Genomic DNA, 20,364 nt, shown 5'->3' on the forward strand with positions numbered 1-20,364 from the left:
ATCATGCGTCGAAAGCTCATTAACGGGCTTAATCCCTTGATGGTTGTCTGACTGCATGATTGTTGCCAATCTCACTTAACCAGCATAAACCAGATTAAAGATACAAGATGGTCACCCCCACCCTGTGAGCGTAGGCTGGCAGGGTGTTTTCCATTCTGGAGAGGCCATCATGCAAAACGTCACACTCATTGGGATCGATCTCGGTAAGCACTCTTTCCACGTTCATTGCCAGGATAAATCCGGTAAAGCTCTTCTTCGTAAAAAATTCACCAGAGCCAAACTTCTTGAATTTCTTGGTCAGTGTTCTTCAGCTACAGTGGTAATGGAGGCCTGCGCTGGGGCACACTTTATGGCTCACCGGGTTGCTGATTTAGGCCACGAAGCAAAACTGATTTCTCCGCAGTTTGTCCGCCCTTTTGTTAAGAGTAACAAGAACGATTTTGTCGATGCTGAAGCCATATGCGAGGCCGCATCGCGTCCCTCTATGCGGTTTGTTCAACCCAGAACTGAAGCGCAGCAAGCGATGAGAGCATTACATCGGGTTAGGGAGTCTCTTATCAGGGATAAGGTTAAGACGACAAACCAGATGCATGCGTTTTTGCTGGAATTTGGTATCAGTATGCCGACAGGAATGGCGGTGATAAAACGGCTTTCAGCGGTACTGGCAGATAATAAGCTCCCACCTTATCTGTCGCAGTTGCTACTCCGCCTGCATGCGCATTATCAGTATCTGGTTGAACAGATTACCGAGATAGAAGTCGAGCTCGCGCAGTCGCTATCCCGTGATGAAACGGGGCAACATCTGATGACGATCCCCTGCATAGGGCCGATAACCGCCAGTGTCTTGTCAACGCAGCTGGGAGATGGAAAGCAGTATGCACGCAGTCGTGATTTTGCTGCATCAACAGGCCTGGTGCCGCGGCAATACAGTACCGGTGGGAAAAACACGCTGCTGGGGATAAGTAAACGTGGTGACAAGAACCTGCGACGGTTACTGGTGCAATGTGCTCGCGTCTTTATCCAACACATTGACGGCCAGTCGGGGCGACTCGCTGACTGGGTCAGAGCGCAGCTGGCACGAAAACATTCGTGCGTGGTGGCTTGTGCGCTGGCAAACAAATTAGCCCGGATAGCCTGGGCGATAACGACACGACAGACCGTGTTCGCACAGTAACACTCCCGCTGTAGCGGGAACTTACAGTTAATTAAGAAGTTACCCATCTGGTTTTGCGAAGACTGATTATTGATGACATGAATGGCTCAATGAAGCCGTGGTTTTTTTCAGGTTCATCAGGCGCGGAACTCATCGTGGCGCGGGCATCCTTGCCCACAAAGACGCCGGATAGATTTAAGCAAGCCAACATTAATCGAAAATCAGTGTTGCAAAAACGGGGGTGACCATAGATTTTGTGCTCAGTAGTTCGGGATAAAAATCCACATGACATCGTTATGATGGTGACGGATTTACAGCGAAGTATCAAACCTCATCTGAACTAATACGTTTAGTGTCTCGTTGGTTCGGCCTTATCTAGTGCACCATTGGCAACTTCGAGCGTAAAAGCTTCGTGCATATTATCCATTACCTCGATTCCCATTGGTGATAATTTTAAAAGGCCATTTTCATCTAACATATCGTTGTACATTAATATGGCGTTCTCTGTCCCCTGCACCTTACCGAACTTCTCAAGTATTGCGCCTTCGATATTGTTCGCCATTGCAAGCCGTTCAGAGTCCATTACTAATTCTAACATTACGCCGTGATTGCGATAATAAGGCATCTCGTTCTTCGCTGTAGTTTCCATAATGTAAAGTGTTGCTACTATCCAGCGTAAAGCGAGCAAATTTTTCTCTTTGTCAATTTTTTGATTGTGTAGATATTCTACAATCAGACGCATTCCTAACACTTTTTTGTTATCCCATTCGCCAGCATTGGCTCGAATGGGGATATCCACCAGCGGTATCAGACAAACATGTTCAAATATCCCATTCTCGTTATGCTTCATTACGTTTACGTCTGCTCCAATAATCTCAGTGCGATATTTGGTCATTATTATTAACGCGATGCTCAACTTTAACATCCTATAACGTTGGCTTGTTGAAGCCAGTCGCGTTGACTTTTACCTTGTTGAAAATTGGCAAAAATACCCAACGTGTGAGAAAGAAATTTTCTAGCAATTCGATTACTCAAATGCCACAAATCTCGTGCCCAGCACTTCTCGATAGCAAATTGTCCGGCGAGTTGACCAATCACCGTTTCAATTAAACGGCGTTTGGCATTAATGACCCTTCTCGTTTTTCTGGGGAGGGGATCATCCATATTGGCCCGCACAGGGGTAATCATTTCAATACCCTCTACCTTCATTTCCTGTTTAAATTCAAAGCATAAATACCCTTTATCTCCAAGCAAACAGCCTTTTATCGAGCCGATCACATCCCAGCTTGCTTCACGCTCACTGACGTTGGCGGGCGTCAGTGTAAACCCGGTTACCACGCCGATTTCGTCTATCATGAGATGTCCTTTGAAGCCGTAGTAAGTTTCGTTTTTGGCGGCGCAGTATCCATAATCGGCTTGTCCTTTGAAGTTGGCACAGCCTTTTGCTCTTTTGAATCCACAAACGGGCAGTGGAAATCCGTCGATAATATGTACCGGCCTGTCGAGCGCGCCCAATAACCTCGCCAGCTTTTCTTGCAATTGTTGTTTAACAGCCCAAAGATTCGAAATTTGTTTAGCAAAATTGGCGCGTGAACCTAGCCCCGGAAACCACTCGCGCCGGTGGTCATTAAAGTACGTCCAAATGCCTTTATCTGTTGAAAAGCCTAAAAATTCACCCACCACTTCCATCGTAATGGCTTCTGCATCGCTCAGTTTAGGCAGATATCCCCGGCTTCTGAAGCGCATACCTTGCTGTAACTGCGTTAAATTGTCATCTACCCAACAAAACACCCAAATCATAAAATCTTGCTATGACATAGCCTTTTGTTCCTTTATTTCTCTATTTTTGACGATTTAAAGTTATAAAGGAGCGGCTATGTCATTTCAACTCACCCTAAAAGCCGAGCATCGCGTTAAATTAATATCATACTGGCTCTGTATCACTACTGATTAACAAAGTTCTATTCAAAGCTTCAACTAAAGCGATTTTATGCTCATGGTTCTCCATCATACTAAAATGATTACCCGAAACAGCAATCAACTGAAGTAAAGCATCAGACATTATATGTGCCCAACCTAACGAGGGATCTGTGTTTACAGATTCGGATGTTTCTTCCATCATAAAAGAAATAATAGGATTAGATTCAATTGCATAGAATTGATGCAATGTTATTGTCAATGCTGTCGGTTCATAATCTGTAACTATTTGCGCATAATGTGCAATTTGCTCCCAACGTTTGGCAATTACATCAGCATGTAGATTTGCCGGATATAATGCTAATTCTTGTGCAAATTCAATAAATTGCACCAAATTCAACTCTTCAACACTCCGGTACAACGCCAATATTTCTTCTGGATGCCCCCCTCCTAACTGTCGAGCGAGTTCACTAAGGAAATGATATTTGGGTTGCACAATTTCTTTTCCTAAATAATGAGGCGCAGGTGAATCAATTAGCCCCAGGTAATTAACCCGTTCACCAGTATTCAAAAGTCGCTGGGCAATAGCATAGGCCAATATACCGCCGGAAGAATAACCCCCTATCCGATATGGGCCTATGGGCTGAATAGCTTTCATCAAGACAATCATTCTGGTTGCTAATTCTTCTATTGTTGATATCGGTTTTTCATTGATAGAAGGCCATGGCAATACATAAATCGGATAACACGATGAGATATGTTGAGACAGCCCGAAGACATATGAATAATCCCCTATGCCACTAGGAACAAAAAATAGTGGCAACCCTGTTCCACCAGACCGTACTGATATGGCGTTATTTTGCGGTTGAAGCAGAGGATCTGAGGCAATTTTTGCTGCCAATTCGGCCAACACAGGGAACTGAAACAGGGTATTTAGCGTGAAACTCAAGCCCTGCTCCGCGGCAAGATTCATTATTCTCACAGCTAATAGTGAATGTCCTCCTAGGGCAAAGAAATTGTCATGCCGGCTGATTTGATCAATGCCCAGCAGTTCATGCCAAATCGCCGCCAACATGATTTCGGTTGCCCCTTGTGGTGCCTCATAGCGTTGACGGGCAAACGCTTCGCTATCCGGTGCTGGCAATGCCTGTCGATCCAGTTTGCCGTTAGCGGTTAACGGGAAGCGATCCAGTCGCACAAACGCTGTCGGCACCATATAATCCGGCAGAACCGAATTTAGGTGGATGTGCAAACTGTTAACCAGCCCCTCTTCAGCGTCCGCCACCACATAAGCCACCAACCGTTTCTCCATCCCGTCATTCAGTACCAACACTACTGATCCATGCACTGCAGGATATTCCATCAACTTGGCTTCAATCTCCTCCAGTTCAATACGGAAGCCTCGAATTTTCACCTGCTGATCATTACGACCGAGAAATTCCAGATTGCCGTCCGGACGATAACGAGCCAAATCTCCAGTACGGTACATACGTGCATCCGGCTTATCACTATATGGATCATGAAGGAAACGTTCAGCTGTTAATTCGGGCCGATTGAGATAACCGCGAGCCACACCAGCACCGCCAATATAAATTTCGCCGACTACGCCTAGCGGGACAGGTTGCCCAATAGGATCGAGAATATAAATTTGGGTATTGCCGATGGGACGGCCTATGACTGATGCTTCTGGTATTTCTGTCTGAGCAGGGTATTCATACCAGGTGGCATCACCATTGATTTCGGATGAACCATAGAAATTTAACAGACGGAGCCAAGGGGAATCCGTCACAACTTGTCGAGCCAGTTCAGGATCCAGCCGTTCTCCGCTGCAAACCAACGTTCTAATGGATTTCAACTCATCGCTATGACCTTGAATTAAATGATTTAACAGCGAAGGTACTACCACCAGATAATTAACCCCAAAGCGGCGTAAACCATCCCTGAAACGGTCGAGATCTTTCACTTCATGATCACTGAACACAACCAGTTTACCACCGGCCAGCAACACGCCTAGCATCTCGGTGACGGAATCAACAAAACTGATGCTAGTTTTCAGTGCCCCTACCAATGGTGTCGTTGCAATATCTCGGACGAACCATAGCAGACGGTTGCATAAGGCTTGGTGACTGTTCATCACGCCTTTGGGCTGTCCTGTAGAGCCGGAGGTATAAATGACATAGGCCAGATGGTGTGATGTGAGTCCCAACACCTGAGGATCTGGATTATCGGTGGAATATGACATCCAGAATGCTGCTTGAGCATCGAGCACTACAGTAGGTACAGTGCTGGCTAGCCGGTCAACCCACTCAGTTTGAGTTAGTACCGCAACGGGAGCTGCGTCTTCGAGCATATAGACCAATCTTTCGTCTGGATAGGCTGGATCTAGCGGCACATAAGTCCCACCGGCTTTCAGTATGGCCAATACCCCAACTACCATTGTTAGTGATCTTGACACACACATCGCTACCCGTTGATCCGGTTCAACACCCACTTCAATCAACTGATGGGCCACTCGATTAGCCCGGGCATTGAGTTCGGCATAACTGAGGGTCTGCTCTTCATACACCAGGGCAATGGCATCCGGAGTTTTCGCTGCCTGCTGTTCAATCAGTTGATGAATACATAATTCTTTAGGATACAGCGTTTCCGTCGTGTTCCAGGTAGTCAGCAATAACCGGCGCTCTGCCGGCGCCAGAATATCAATGTCTCCTATCTTCTGTTGGGCATTGGCCACCATCGCATGCAGCACGGTCTGCAAATACCCTATGTGTCGTTCAATAGTGGGGAGATCAAACAGCGCGGTACTGTAATTCAATACTCCGCTAATCCCACCAGATTCCTCATACAGTTCCAATTCGAGATCAAACTTAACAGCCTTGACGGCGTCAAAAACCTGATCAATCGGTGTGACGGTCAGACCCGGTAATACCCAGTCCGTGTGTTCATTGTTCTGCCAGATAAACATCACCTGAAACAGGGGCGTATGCGCCAGCCGACGTGGCGGTTGGACGATTTCCACCACCTGCTCAAACGGCAGATCCTGATGTGCCTGGGCTGCTAACGCAGTTTCCCGCACCCGGGTCAGGCATTCCGCTACGGTCAGTTTGTTCGAAGCAGCCATTCGCAAGGCCAGTGTGTTGACAAAAAAGCCTATCAACGGCTCTACTTCTTGTCGGCTGCGGCCAGCACTGGGGGTGCCGATAATAATATCGTCCTGACCGGACAACCGCGACAAGACGACGCCCCAGGCCGATAGCACGGTCATAAACAACGTAACACCGTGCTGCTGGCTTAATTGTTTGAGGGCGGCGGTCAGTGTCGGGTCGAACTGGATAGGCACCTCCTGACCGACAAACGACTGCGCTGGCGGCCGTGGCCTGTCAGTAGGCAAATCCAGCAGCACCGGCGCATCTGCTAACACAGCCCGCCAATAGTCAGACTGCGTCTGGGTGCGCTCGGCGGAAAGCCACTGATGCTGCCAGACAGCATAATCCGGATATTGGATGGCCAACGACGGCAACGGATCCGGATGCCCAGCCAGAAAGGCCGTGTAGAGCGCATTCAGTTCTCGTATCAGCACCGTGACCGACCAGCCATCGGACACAATATGATGCTGGGTCAGTAAAAACTGAGTATCCTCCTCCGTCAGCCGGATAAGCATCGCCCGAATAAACGGTCCCTGACTGAAGTCAAACGGCGCAGACACCGCTTCGGTGTACAACTGTTCCAGTGCCGTGTCTCTTTCTGGATTTCCGCGTAAATCATGCTGCACCAGCGGCACGCCTCTGTCTTTTGCCAGAAGCCGGACTTGCGGCTGGCCGTCAACGGAAATAAATACTGTGCGCAGTGCTTCATGACGGGCAAAGACGGTATTTAGGGCCTGCTGCCAGGCGGTGATATCCAACTGACCGTGCAAATGCAGCGCCAGGGGAATATGATACGTTTCACTGACGCCATCGAGCTGAGCCAGGAACCACAAGCGCTGTTGAGCAAAGGATAACGGCAATGTCTCCGCCCGAGAGACAGGCAGTATGGCGGGCAACGCGACATTGTCCTGGTTATCCCATCGAGCCTGAATCGCCTGCGCTAAGGCCGCCAACGACGGCGAATTAAACAGCACAGTCAGCGGTAATTCTACACCCAATACGGCCATTATCCGGTTCACCACCCGCACCGCCAGCAGGGAATGCCCACCCAACGCAAAGAAATTGTCGTGTCGGCTGATTTTTTCGATACCCAATAACTCACGCCAGATAGCAGCCAGGGCGGTTTCTATTTCCCCTTGGGGAGCTGCATACCTCTGGCGGGCAAACGCGTCCTCACCGGGCACCGGCAGCGCCTTGTGATCCAGTTTGCCATTCAGTGTCAACGGGAAACTGTCCAGACGGACAAACGCCGTCGGCACCATATACTCCGGCAGAACCGTATTCAGGTGCTCACGCAGGCTATTCGCCAGCCCTTCTTCCACGTCCGCCACCACATACGCCACCAGCCGTTTGTCCGAACCTTCACCCAGTGCCACTACTACCGATCCACGCACTACCGGGTGATCCATCAACCGGGCTTCAATTTCCCCCAGTTCAATGCGAAAGCCACGGATTTTCACTTGCTGATCATTGCGCCCCAGAAACTCCAGATTGCCATCCGGCAGGTAGCGCGCTAAATCGCCGGTGCGGTACATGCGTGCTTCCGGTTTGGCATTGAACGGATCGCTCAGGAAACGCTCTGCCGTCAATTCAGGTCGGTTCAGGTACCCCCGGGCGACACCGGCACCTCCGACATACAGTTCTCCGGTGACACCCTCTGGCACGGGTTGACCATATTTGTCCAGCAAATACAGCGTGAGATCTGGAATACGTGTGCCAATCGGGCTGACAGTGTGAATCACATCATGGTAATTGAGTACCCGGTAAGTCACATGAACAGTCGTTTCCGTAATGCCATACATATTCACCAACTGTGGTGTAGTGTCTTTTCGCAAGTGATACCACGGCTTCAATATACTTGGATCAAGAGCTTCGCCACCAAAAATGATATAACGTAACTGATCCGGTAAGGGATTATCAACGTAGCTGGCAATAAAAGCTTTGAAAGCACTGGGGGTTTGATTCAGTACCGTGATACTGTGCCGACACACAAATTGATGGAATTCCTGTGGGGAGCGGGTCATCGCGTGGGGGACTAAAACTAGTTTAGCGCCATAACGCAATGCCCCCCATAATTCCCATACCGAAAAATCAAAAGCAATGGAATGAAACAGGCACCAACTGTCTTGTTGATTAAAGTGATACCAGAATTCAGTCGCCTCAAATAAACGCAGAATATTACGATGTTCGACCATCACTCCTTTCGGGGTGCCTGTCGAGCCAGACGTGTAAATGACATAGGCCAGATGACGGGGAGTCAATGCTCGTACCTGTGGATTACTGTCCGATTGTTCAGGTAGATAATTAGGGTCAAGTACCTTCCGTTCGGCCAGTACCTGCTCGCCTAAGGCTGTCCGCCCAGTCTCATCCGCCAAGATAATAGCTGGGGCGGCATCGGTGAGAATCTGTGTCAGCCGTTCACCGGGATAAGCCGGATCCAGCGGTACATACGCCCCACCAGCTTTTAGTATGGCCAATACCCCGACTACCATGGCCAATGAACGTGATACACAAATCGCCACTAACTGGTCTGGTGCTACCCCCAACGCCATCAACTGATGCGCCAAGCGATTAGCCCGGGCATTGAGTTCGGCATAACTGAGCATCTGGTCTTCATACACCAGCGCAGTCGCGTCCGGAGTTTTCACTGTCTGTTGCTCGAATAATTGATGGATACATAACGTTGCAGAATATGGTGTTTCCGTCACATTCCGGGTTGTTAATAACTGCGCGCGCTCTGCTTCCGGTAGGATTTCCAAGCACCGAACCAACCTGTCCGGCGTATGCTCCAGTGCGTCCGCCAGACTTTCCAGTGCCTGTTGCATATAACCGCATATCCGCGCAGGATCAAAAGGCTGAACTGTCTGTGCCGTCAACCCCAGCGCATCACCAAAATCTTCGATCGATAACACTAAGGGGTAACTAGTCCGCTCCTGCCCGTTAACAAACTCAATCCCGCTTACCCATTCATTGGACAGGGCTGACACCGTATTATGTCGGTAGTTCAACAGGGCACTGAAGAGGGGACTTTCGTTGTCAATGCCACTGCACCGTTGAGCCAACGCCAGTGATGCATGCTCATGTGCCAATAATCCGGCCAGTCGGGTGTGAGCCTGCTGTACACTTTCCCGCACTGGCGTATTATCAATATCCAGCCGCAGCGGCAGGGTATTAATAAACAGCCCCAGCCCACTCGCCGCCCCAGTACCCGCTGCCATACGCCCAAACAGCACGGTGCCGAACACCACCTTTTCCTGTCCGCTGGTGTGCGACAAGACTTGCGCCCAGGCCAGATGATATAACGCCGCCAGACTGACGCCCAACTGCTGGGCCTGACGGCGCAGGCGGCGATTCAGTTCAGCGGATAACATCTGGAAATATTCCGTTACTTGCGAACCATCACGATGCACCTCAGCTAAACCAAACGGCAGTGTCGGCTCTGTCACATCTGCCAGCATGTCCGTGAAGAAACGGGTGTGCTCTTCCTGACTGATGCCCAACCTCGCCTGCGCCACCAGATGACGGAACGGCACCGGAGTGGGCAGGGTTTCCGCTTGTCCCGTCAGATACGCCCGGACTTCATGGTGCATCACTTCTTGTGCCGTGTGGTCGCCAATCAGGTGGTGCTGTAATTCCAATAAGCACCAACGGCCATCCGTTTCCCGGGCAATGACAAATTGCAGTAACGGCGCCTCACTTAAGTTAAGACGATAATGGCAAGGATCAAAATGCCGGCTTAGTTTCTCACTGACCGGTCCTTCCGCTGGATCTAACGTTAGTTCGATAACCCGTAACGTTGCCTGACGCAAGACCACTTGCGCTGGCACAGACATCCCCTGCCAGATAAAGGCCGTTCGCAGAATATCGTGACGGTTGATTACTTGCTGCACCGCGGCCAAATATCGGTCCAGTAAAGCGCGGTCAGCAAACATCATCTGGATGGCCAACAGGTAGGGATCCCCCTTGTTTGCTAGTAAATGGTGAAATAATATCCCGTCCTGCAAAGGTGACAGGGCATAAATGTCCTGAATATTGCTCATGCCACCCGGTACTTGCCCGACGATATAGTCAATATCCGTCTGCGTCAGGTCTATCAACGGCAACATCGTCGGCGTGAGCCTGGTTATATCCGAGGTAATGACATTGTCAGGCACGGGCACGGCTTGGTACTGCCCCAGTTTGTGCGCCAGATGGGATAGTACGGGTGTCTGAAACAGGTCGCGTACTGCCAGTTTAAGCCCCTGATGACGCAAATGTTCAATCATCCGCACCACCAGCAGAGAATGTCCTCCCAGTGCAAAGAAATTGTCGTACCGGCTGATTTTTTCAATGTCCAGTAACTCACGCCAGACAGCAGCCAGGGCGGTTTCTATTTCCCCTTGGGGAGCGGCATACAGCTGGCGGGCAAACGCGTCCTCATCAGGTATTGGCAGCGCCTTGCGGTCCAGTTTGCCGTTCGGGGTCAACGGGAAGGTGTCCAGACGCACAAATGCCGCCGGCACCATATAATCCGGCAAAACCGCACTCAGGTGCTCACGCAGACTATTCGCCAGCTCTGCTTCCACGTTCGCCACCACATACGCGATCAACCGTTTGTCCAGCTCATCGCCGTGTACCAGTACCACTGATTCACGCACGGCCGGGTGCTCTGCCAACCGGACTTCAATTTCCCCCGGTTCAATGCGGAAACCGCGAATTTTAACCTGGTGGTCATTGCGACCCAGAAACTCCAGATTGCCATCCGGCAGATAACGGCCTAAATCCCCAGTACGGTACATGTGTGCATCGGATTCTCCACTGAACGGATCAATAAGAAAACGTTCAGCCGTCAGTTCAGGGCGGTTCAGGTAACCCCGGGCAACGCCCACACCACCAATGTAGATTTCACCCATACAGCCTAATGGCACGGGTTGCCCTCTTTTATCCAGCAGATAGATGCGCGTATTCTTAAGTGGCCGACCAATAGAACGATCTTCGCTCGGCGATGAGATTTCCTGACAGGTTGCCGTTACCGTATTTTCCGTCGGCCCATAAGCGTTTAATAGCCGGGGGCGATAACTGTCCTGCCTGAACCAGTCTTGAATGGCATGTTTTTTGACTGCCTCACTTCCAATGATGATAAGTCTCAGGGCATCAGGCAGTCTCTGCTCTCTGGCCGCCAATTCAGACCAGAACAGCGTCGGTAAGAACATGACCGTGATGTAGTTTTGTCGGGTCAAAGTAATAAATTCCGGTATGGAAGTCAGCCAGCTATCATCACGCATTACCAACGTGGCACCATTGCATAATGCCGAGAAGCATTCCTCAACGGAGACATCAAAGGAAAAAGTGGCAAATTGCAGTACACGATCCTGCGTCGTCACACCATAAAGCTCATTCACCCCCAAGTAACGTTGGTACAACGCCTGATGCTCTACCATCACCCCTTTCGGGATCCCTGTTGAGCCGGAGGTGTAAATCACATAGGCCAAATGATGAGGGGTCAATACCGCTCTCTGTGGGTTACTATCCGGCTGGTCAAACCAGACATTCGGGTCAAGCACCTTCCGTCCAGCCAGCACCTTATCGCCCAATACTGTTCGTCCAGTTTCATCCGCCAAAACAAGAGCCGATGCAGCATCAATGAGTATCTGTGTCAGACGTTCACCGGGATAAGCCGGATCCAACGGGACATAGGCGCCGCCAGCTTTCAGTATGGCCAATATCCCGACAATCATGACCGGTGTGCGTGAGACACAAATCGCGATCAATTGATCTGGCGCTACCCCCAACATAATTAATTGATGGGCCAGCCGATTAGCCCGGGTATTGAGTTCGGCATAACTCAGGCACTGTTCCTGATACTCCAATGCTGTGGCACCCGGAGTTTTCTGTACCTGCTGTTCAAATAACTGATGGAGATACATCGCGTCAGGATACGGCGTCTCCGTGACATTCCACGTTTCTAGCAATAACTGGCGCTCTGCCGGCGCCAGGATATTGATATCCCCCACCTTCTGTTGGACATTGTCCACCATCGCTTGCAGCACGGTCTGTAAATACCCCATGTGCCGCTCAATCGTAGTGCGATCAAACAGAGCAGTACTGTAATTCAATGCCCCGCTAATCCCGCCAGCGTTCTCATACAGCTCCAGTTCGAGATCAAACTTAACGGCCTTAACCACCTTGACGGCGTCAAAAATCTGATCAATCGGTGTGACGTCCAGTCCCGGCAATACCCAATCCATATTTTCATTGTTCTGCCAAGCAAACATTACCTGGAACAGGGGCGTATGCGCCAGCCGACGGGGCGGTTGGACGATTTCCACCACCTGCTCAAACGGCAGATCCTGATGTGCCTGGGCTGCTAACGCAGTTTCCCGCACCTGGGTCAGGCATTCTGCCGCCGTCAGTTCACCCGAAACCGTCATTCGCAAGGCCAGTGTATTGACAAAAAAGCCTATCAACGGCTCCACTTCCTGCCGGCTGCGGCCGGCACTGGGGATACCGATAATGATATCGTCCTGACCGGACAGACGCGACAAGACGACGCCCCAGGCTGATAGCACAGTCATAAACAACGTGACACCGTGCTGCTGGCTTAACTGTTTGAGGGCGGCGGTCAGTGCCGAATCTAAGTGAACCGGCATTGCCTGACCGGCAAACGACTGTGCTGGCGGCCGAGGCCTGTCGGTAGGCAATTCCAGCAGCACCGGCGCATCCGCCAATACGGTTCGCCAATAGTCAGACTGCGTCTGGGTGCGCTCGGCGGAAAACCACTGATGCTGCCAGACAGCATAATCCGGATATTGGATGGCCAACGGGGGCAACGGGTTCGGCTGTCCGGTCAAAAAGGCCGTATAGAGCGTGCTCAGTTCCCGTATCAGCACCGTGACCGACCAGCCATCGGAGACAATATGATGCTGAGTCAGTAAAAAATGAGCGTCCTCTTCCGTCAGTCGAATAAGCTTCGCCCGGATAAGCGGATCCCGACTGAGGTCAAACGGCGCAGACACCGCTTCGGTGTACAACTGTTCCAGTGCCGTGTCTCTTTCTGGATTCCCGCGTAAATCATGCTGCACCAGCGGCATCCCGCTGTCTTTTTCCAGCAGCCGAACTTGCGGCTGACCGTCAACGGAAATAAATACCGTGCGCAGTGCTTCATGACGGGCAAAGACGGCATTCAGGGCCTGCTGCCAGGCGGTGATATCCAACTGGCCGTGCAAATGCAGCGCCAGGGGAATATGATACGTTTCACTGACGCCATCGAGCTGGGCCAGGAACCACAAGCGCTGTTGGGCAAAAGATAACGGTAATTTTCCCGCTCGGGAGACGGGGAGTATGATGGGCAAGGTGGTATTGTCCTGTTTATCCCGTCGGGTCTGTATTTCCTGCGCTAAGGCCGCCAACGAAGGCGAGTTAAACAACACCGTCAGCGGTAATTCCACACCCAATACGGCCATTATCCGGTTCACCACCCGCACCGCCAGCAGGGAATGTCCGCCCATGGCAAAGAAATTGTCGTGTCGGCTGATTTTTTCGATACCCAATAACTCACGCCAGACAGCAACCAGGGCGATTTCTATTTCTCCCTGCGGCGCTTCATAACGTTGGCGGGAGAAAGCCTCCTCACCGGGCACCGGCAGCGCTTTGCGATCCAGTTTGCCATTCGGGGTCAACGGGAAGGTGTCCAGACGGACAAATGCCGTCGGCATCATATACTCCGGCAAAACCACACTCAGGTGCTCACGCAGGCTATTCGCCAGCCCTTCTTCTGCGTCTGCCACCACATACGCCACCAGTCGTTTGTCCGTCCCTTCTTCCAACATCAGTACCACCGATTCACGTACTGCCGAATGGTCAGCCAATCTGGCTTCAATTTCGCCCAATTCAATGCGGAAACCGCGGATTTTCACTTGCTGGTCATTGCGCCCCAGAAATTCCAGATTGCCATCCGACCGATAACGACCTAAATCACCAGTGCGGTACATCCGGGCATGGGGTTTATCACTGAACAGGTCGGGCAGGAAACGCTCTGTTGTTAACTCGGGCCGATTCAGATAACCCCGCGCTACACTCACCCCACCAATATACAACTCGCCTATCGTCCCTAATGGCACTGGCTGAGCATAAGCATCCAGCAGGTACATTTGCATATTGGGCAGTGGGCGGCCAATGAGATTGGACTGTCCTGTTTTTTCATTTAGGTAAGCAATCGTCGTGGTAATCGTCGCTTCTGTCGCGCCATAGCAATTCACCAAAACAGGAAATTCACGGTAAACAGATAACCAGCCTTCTAATTCATGTTGAGATATCGTTTCCCCGCCGATACAGATAATTCTCACGCCCTGATAGATATCGCCTCGATTAGCTTCAGCCAGCATCCGCCAAAATTGAACCGGAATGGATATATAAGTCACCTGATATCGCTCACACAGGGACCAAAATTTCGATGCACTGGAGGTCCACTGATTTGTCCTCAATATGAGTGCTGAACCATTAGTCATTGCAAAAAATATTTCTGATACACAGACATCAAACGAAGTATTGCAGAACTGTAATATCCGATCAGAAGTGTTAAACGACAATGTCGTACTCAGCGCAGTAATTTCCTGCACCAGTTGATTATGTTCCACCATCACCCCTTTGGGCGTTCCTGTTGAACCGGAGGTGTAAATCACATACGCCAAATGCCGGGGAGTTAATGACTGTATTTGTGGATCACTGTCTGGCAGTTCAGGCAAACGATTCGGGTCAAGCACTACCCGTCCGGCCAGTGCCTTCTCTCCCAAGGCCGCTCGTCCAATTTCATCCGTCAGAACAATAGCAGGATCGGTATCGGTGAGCATCTGTACCAAACGTTCACTGGGGTAATCCGGATCCAGCGGCACATACGCCCCACCAGCTTTTAGTATGGCCAATATTCCCACCACCATGGCTGGTGTTCGTGACACACAACTGACGATTAGCTGGTCTGGTGCTACCCCCAACGCCATCAACTGATGCGCCAGCCGATTGGCACGGGCATTGAGTTCGGCATAACTGAGGGTCTGCCCTTCATACATTACAGCGATGGCATCCGGAATTTTCTCTGCCTGCTGTTCAAATAACTGATGGATGCACACCGCTTCAGAATACGGCGTTGCCGTCGCGTTCCATGTTTCCAGCAATAATCGGCGCTCTGCCGGAGCCAGAATCTCTATTTCCCCCACTTTCTGTTGAGCATTGGCCACCATCGCGTGCAATACAGCATGCAGATAGCCTACCTGTCGTTCTATGGTCGATTTATCAAACAACGCAGCAGAATAGCCAAGATCGCCAACAATCCCGCCTGCTTCTTCAAACAAATTCAGCTCAAGATCAAATCTGACAATATCCAACGCTTGATCAACTTGTGACACTTTCAGGCCCGGCAATTCCAAATCTGTGCGTTCATTGTTCTGCCAGGCAAACATCACCTGAAACAGTGGGGTATGTGCCAGCCGACGTGCCGGCTGAGCAATTTCCACCACCTGTTCAAACGGCAAATCTTGATGTGCCTGGGCAGCTAACGCAATTTCCCGCACCCGGGCCAGACATTCCGCTACGGTCAGTTCACCTGAAACCGCCATCCGCAAGGGCAGTGTGCTGACAAAAAAACCTATCAACGGCTCTACTTCCTGCCGGCTGCGGCCGGCGCTGGGGGTGCCGATAATGATATCGTCCTGACCGGACAGACGCGATAAGACAACGGCCCAAGCTGACAGTACGGTCATAAACAACGTGACACCGTGCTGTTGGCTTAAGTGTTTGAGGGCGGCGGTCAATGCCGGATCGAACTGGACAGGCACGGTATAACCGACAAACGATTGTTCTGGCGGCCGAGGTCTATCGGTAGGCAAGTCCAGCAGCACCGGCGCATCCGCCAACACAGTCCGCCAATAGTCAGACTGCGCCTGGGTGCGCTCGGCGGAAAGCCACTGATGCTGCCAGGCTGCATAATCCGGGTATTGGATGGCCAACGGCGGCAACGGATCCGACTGCCCAGTCAGAAAGGTCGTATACAGCGCATTCAGTTCCCGTATCAGCACTGTGACCGACCAGCCATCAGACACAATATGATGCTGGATCAACAAAAACTCATAGTCCTCCTCCGTCAACCGGATAAGCGCGGCCCGGATAAGCGGCCCCCGGCTGAGGTCAAACGGTGCAGATACCGTTTCGGTGTACAACTGTTCCAGTACCGTGTCCGCCTCTGGGTGCCCGCGTAAATCATGCTGGACCAGCGGCAACCTGCTGTCTTTTTCCAGCAGTCGGACCTGTGGCTGACCGTCAACGGAAACAAATACCGTACGCAGCGCGTCATGGCGGGCAAAGACGGCATTCAGGGCCTGCTGCCAGGCGGTGATATCCAACTGACCGTGCAAATGCAGCGCCAGGGGAATATGATACGTTTCACTGACGCCATCGAGCTGAGCCAGGAACCACAAGCGCTGTTGGGCAAAGGATAACGGCAATGTCTCCGCCCGAGAGACAGGCAGTATGGCGGGCAACGCGACATTGTCTTGTTTATCCCGCCGAGCCTGTATTTCCTGAGCTAGAGCCGCCAACGACGGCGAATTAAACAGCACAGTCAGCGGTAATTCCACGCCCAATACAGCCATTATCCGGTTTATCACCCGCACCGCCAGCAGGGAATGTCCGCCCAGCGCAAAGAAATTGTCGTGTCGGCTGATTTTTTCGATACCCAATAACTCACGCCAGACAGCAACCAGGGCGATTTCTATTTCTCCCTGCGGCGCTTCATAACGTTGGCGGGAGAAAGCCTCCTCACCGGGCACTGGCAACGCCTTGCGATCCAGTTTGCCATTCGGGGTTAACGGGAAGGCATCCAGACGCACAAACGCCGCCGGCACCATATACTCCGGCAGAGCCGCACTCAGGTGCTCACGCAGGTTATTCACCAGCCCTGCTTCTGCGTCCGCCACCACATACGCCACCAGCCGTTTGTCCAGCTCATCGCCGTGCACCAGTACCACTGATTCACGCACAGCCGGGTGCTCCATCAACCGAGCTTCAATTTCCCCCGGCTCAATACGGAAACCGCGGATTTTCACCTGTTGGTCATTGCGCCCCAGAAATTCCAGATTGCCGTTCGGCAGATAACGGCCTAAATCTCCAGTACGGTACATGCGTGCATCCGAGCTATCACTGAACGGATCAATCAGGAAACGTTCATCCGTCAGTTCAGGGCGGTTCAGGTAACCCCGGGCAACGCCCACACCACCAATGTAGATTTCACCCATACAGCCTAGTGGCACGGGTTGCCCTCTTTTATCCAGCAGATAAATACGGGTATTCTTAAGTGGCCGACCAATAGAACGATCTTCGCTTGGCGATGAGATTTCCTGACAGGTTGCCGTTACCGTATTTTCCGTCGGCCCATAAGCGTTTAATAGTCGGGGGCGATAACCGTCCTGCCTGAACCAGTCTTGAATGGCATGTTTTTTGACTGCCTCACTTCCAATGATGATAAGTCTCAGGGCATCAGGCAGTCGCAGTGCTTGTTCACTGGCTGCCAGTTCAGACCAGAACAGCGTCGGTAAGAACATGACCGTGATGTGGTTTTGCTGAGATAAGGCGATAAATTCCGGTATGGAAGCCAACCAGTCATCATCGCGAATAACCAGTGTGGCACCATGACATAATGCCGAGAAACACTCTTCGACGGAGACATCAAAGGCAAACGCCGCAAACTGCAATACCCGATCCTGTGTCGTCACACCATAAAGTTCATTTACTCCCAACGTACGTTGATAAAGAGCCTGATGTTCCACCATCACCCCTTTTGGCTGCCCGGTAGAACCAGAGGTATAAATCACATAGGCCAGATGCTGAGGTGTTAAGGCCGAAACCTGCGGGTTACTGTCCGGCTGCTCCAGTTGCACTGCCGGGTCAAAAACGGTCAACTCAGCCAATACCTTGTCACCCAATATGGACTGTCCGATCCTATCCGCTAATATCACTGATGGCGTACTGTCACTCAGAATATAGGTCAGACGCTCCACTGGATAGGTGGTGTCCAACGGTACATAGGCTCCGCCCGCTTTCAGCACCGCCAATAGTGACACAACCATAACAGGTGAGCGTGCCACACAAATAGCGACCCGTTGTTCCGGCTCTACTCCCAACGCAATTAATTGATGAGCCAACCGGTTAGCCCGGGTATTGAGTTCGGCATAACTCAGGCAATGTCCTTGATACTCCAGTGCCATGGCATCCGGCGTTTTTTCTGCCTGCTGTTCAAATAATTGATGAATACACATTACGTCAGGATACGGCGTTTCCGTTACATTCCATGTATCCAGCAATAACTGGCGCTCTGCCGGCGCCAGCATATTGATGTCCCCTACCTTCTGTTGGGCATTGGTCACCATCGCTTGCAGCACGGCCTGCAAATACTCCATATGCCGCTCAATCGTAGTGTGATCAAATAGCGCGCTACTGTAATGCAATGCCCCACTAATCCCACCGGCTTCCTCATACATTTCCAGCTCAAGATCAAACTTAACGATGTCAACAGTCTGATCAACCGATGTGACCGTCAACCCCGGCAAGATCCAGTCCGTCTGTTCATTGTTCTGCCAGGCAAACATCACCTGGAACAGGGGCGTATGCGCCAGCCGACGGGGCGGTTGTACGATTTCCACCACCTGTTCAAACGGCAGATCCTGATGGATTTGGGCGGCTAACGCGGTTTCCCGAACTTGTGTCAGGCATTCCGCCACCGTCAGTTCACCCGAAACCGCCATTCGCAAGGCCAGTGTGTTGACAAAGAAGCCTATCAACGGCTCCACTTCCTGTCGGCTACGGCCGGCACTAGGAGTACCGATAATGATATCCTCCTGACCGGACAACCGTGATAAGACGACACCCCAGGCTGACAGCACGGTCATAAATAACGTAACACCGTGTTGTTGGCTTAAGTGCTTGAGGGCGGCGGTCAGTGTCGGTTCTAACCGGACAGGCATGGCATAACCGACAAACGACTGTGCTGACGGCCGAGGCCTGTCCGTGGGCAAATCCAGCAGCACCGGCGCATCTGCCAACACAGTGCGCCAATAGTCAGACTGCATCTGGGTGCGCTCAGCGGAAAGCCACTGATGCTGCCAAGCGGCATAATCCGGGTATTGGATGGTCAACGGGAGCAATGGATCCGGATGCCCAGCCAGAAAGGCGGTGTAGAGTGCGTTCAGTTCCTGTATCAATACCGTAACCGACCAGCCATCGGAGACAATATGATGCTGGGTCAGTAAAAACTGATAGTCTTCCTCCGTCAGCCGGATAAGCGCGGCCCGGATAAGTGGTCCTCGGCTGAGATCAAACGGCGCAGACATCGTTTCGGTGTACAACTGTTCCAGTACCGTGTCTGCCTCTGGGTGTCCGCGTAAATCATGCTGGACCAGCGGCAACCCGCTGTCTTTTTCCAGCAGTCGGACCTGTGGCTGACCGTCAACGGAAACAAATACCGTACGCAGCGCGTCATGGCGAGCAAAGACGGCATTCAGGGCCTGCTGCCAGGCGGTGATATCCAGTCGGCCGCGCAAATGCAGCATCAGGGGGATATGGTATGTTTCACTGACACCGTCGAGCTGAGCCAGGAACCACAAGCGCTGTTGGGCAAAGGATAATGGTAATTTTCCTTCTCGGGAGATGGGTAATATGGCAGGCAACGCAACATTGCCTTGTTTATCCCGCCGAGCCTGTATCTCCTGAGCTAGGGCCGCCAACGAAGGCGAATTAAACAGCACTGTCAGCGGTAATTCCACACCCAATACGGCCATTATCCGGTTCACCACCCGCACTGCCAGCAGGGAATGTCCGCCCAGCGCAAAGAAATTGTCGTGTCGGCTAATTTTTTCGATATCCAGTAACTCACGCCAGACAGCTGTCAGGGCGATTTCGGTTTCTCCCTGAGGAGCGGCATACCTCTGGCGGACAAACGCGTCCTCACCGGGCACCGGCAACGCCTTGCGATCCAGTTTGCCATTCGGGGTTAACGGGAAGATATCCAGACGTACAAACGCCGCCGGCACCATATACTCCGGCAGAGCCGCACTCAGGTGCTCACGCAGGTTATTCGCCAGCCCTGCTTCTGCGTCCGCCACCACATAGGCTACCAGCCGTTTG

Annotated in this window: 4 protein-coding genes; 1 reads left to right on the forward strand and 3 read right to left on the reverse strand. The window is 51.6% G+C overall.

What is annotated here, in order from left to right; translation table 11 throughout:
* Window positions 1–169 precede the first annotated feature (169 nt).
* The gene (locus AACX68_RS18585) at window positions 170–1,174 is read left to right on the forward strand and encodes an IS110 family transposase (RefSeq protein ID WP_228860090.1); all 1,005 of its coding nucleotides are present in this window, start codon (window positions 170–172) and stop codon (window positions 1,172–1,174) included.
* Between the two features lie 328 nt (window positions 1,175–1,502).
* On the opposite strand, the gene AACX68_RS18590 is transcribed toward AACX68_RS18585, so the two are convergent.
* The 3 genes from AACX68_RS18590 to AACX68_RS18600 form a co-directional block, all read right to left on the reverse strand.
* Entirely contained in the window at window positions 1,503–2,003 is a 501-nt protein-coding gene (locus AACX68_RS18590; protein ID WP_339389380.1) for a hypothetical protein, read from the reverse strand.
* Window positions 2,004–2,071: 68 nt separating this feature from the next.
* Window positions 2,072–2,953 carry an IS982 family transposase gene (locus AACX68_RS18595; protein ID WP_228860092.1) on the reverse strand — a complete coding sequence of 294 codons (882 nt, stop codon included), beginning with the start codon at window positions 2,951–2,953 and terminating at the stop codon, window positions 2,072–2,074.
* Between the two features lie 124 nt (window positions 2,954–3,077).
* A partial coding sequence (locus tag AACX68_RS18600) for a non-ribosomal peptide synthetase (RefSeq protein WP_370630307.1) occupies window positions 3,078–20,364 on the reverse strand: 17,287 nt, incomplete at its 5' end.

Origin of the sequence: Xenorhabdus sp. PB61.4, assembly GCF_963894935.1 — a bacterium.
Lineage (GTDB): Bacteria > Pseudomonadota > Gammaproteobacteria > Enterobacterales > Enterobacteriaceae > Xenorhabdus > Xenorhabdus stockiae.

Coding starts and splice junctions, on each gene's coding strand:
- AACX68_RS18585 (WP_228860090.1), top strand. CDS start 170: ATGCAAAACGTCACACTCATTGGGATCGATCTCGGTAAGCACTCTTTC.
- AACX68_RS18590 (WP_339389380.1), bottom strand. CDS start 2,003: ATGAAGCATAACGAGAATGGGATATTTGAACATGTTTGTCTGATACCG.
- AACX68_RS18595 (WP_228860092.1), bottom strand. CDS start 2,953: ATGATTTGGGTGTTTTGTTGGGTAGATGACAATTTAACGCAGTTACAG.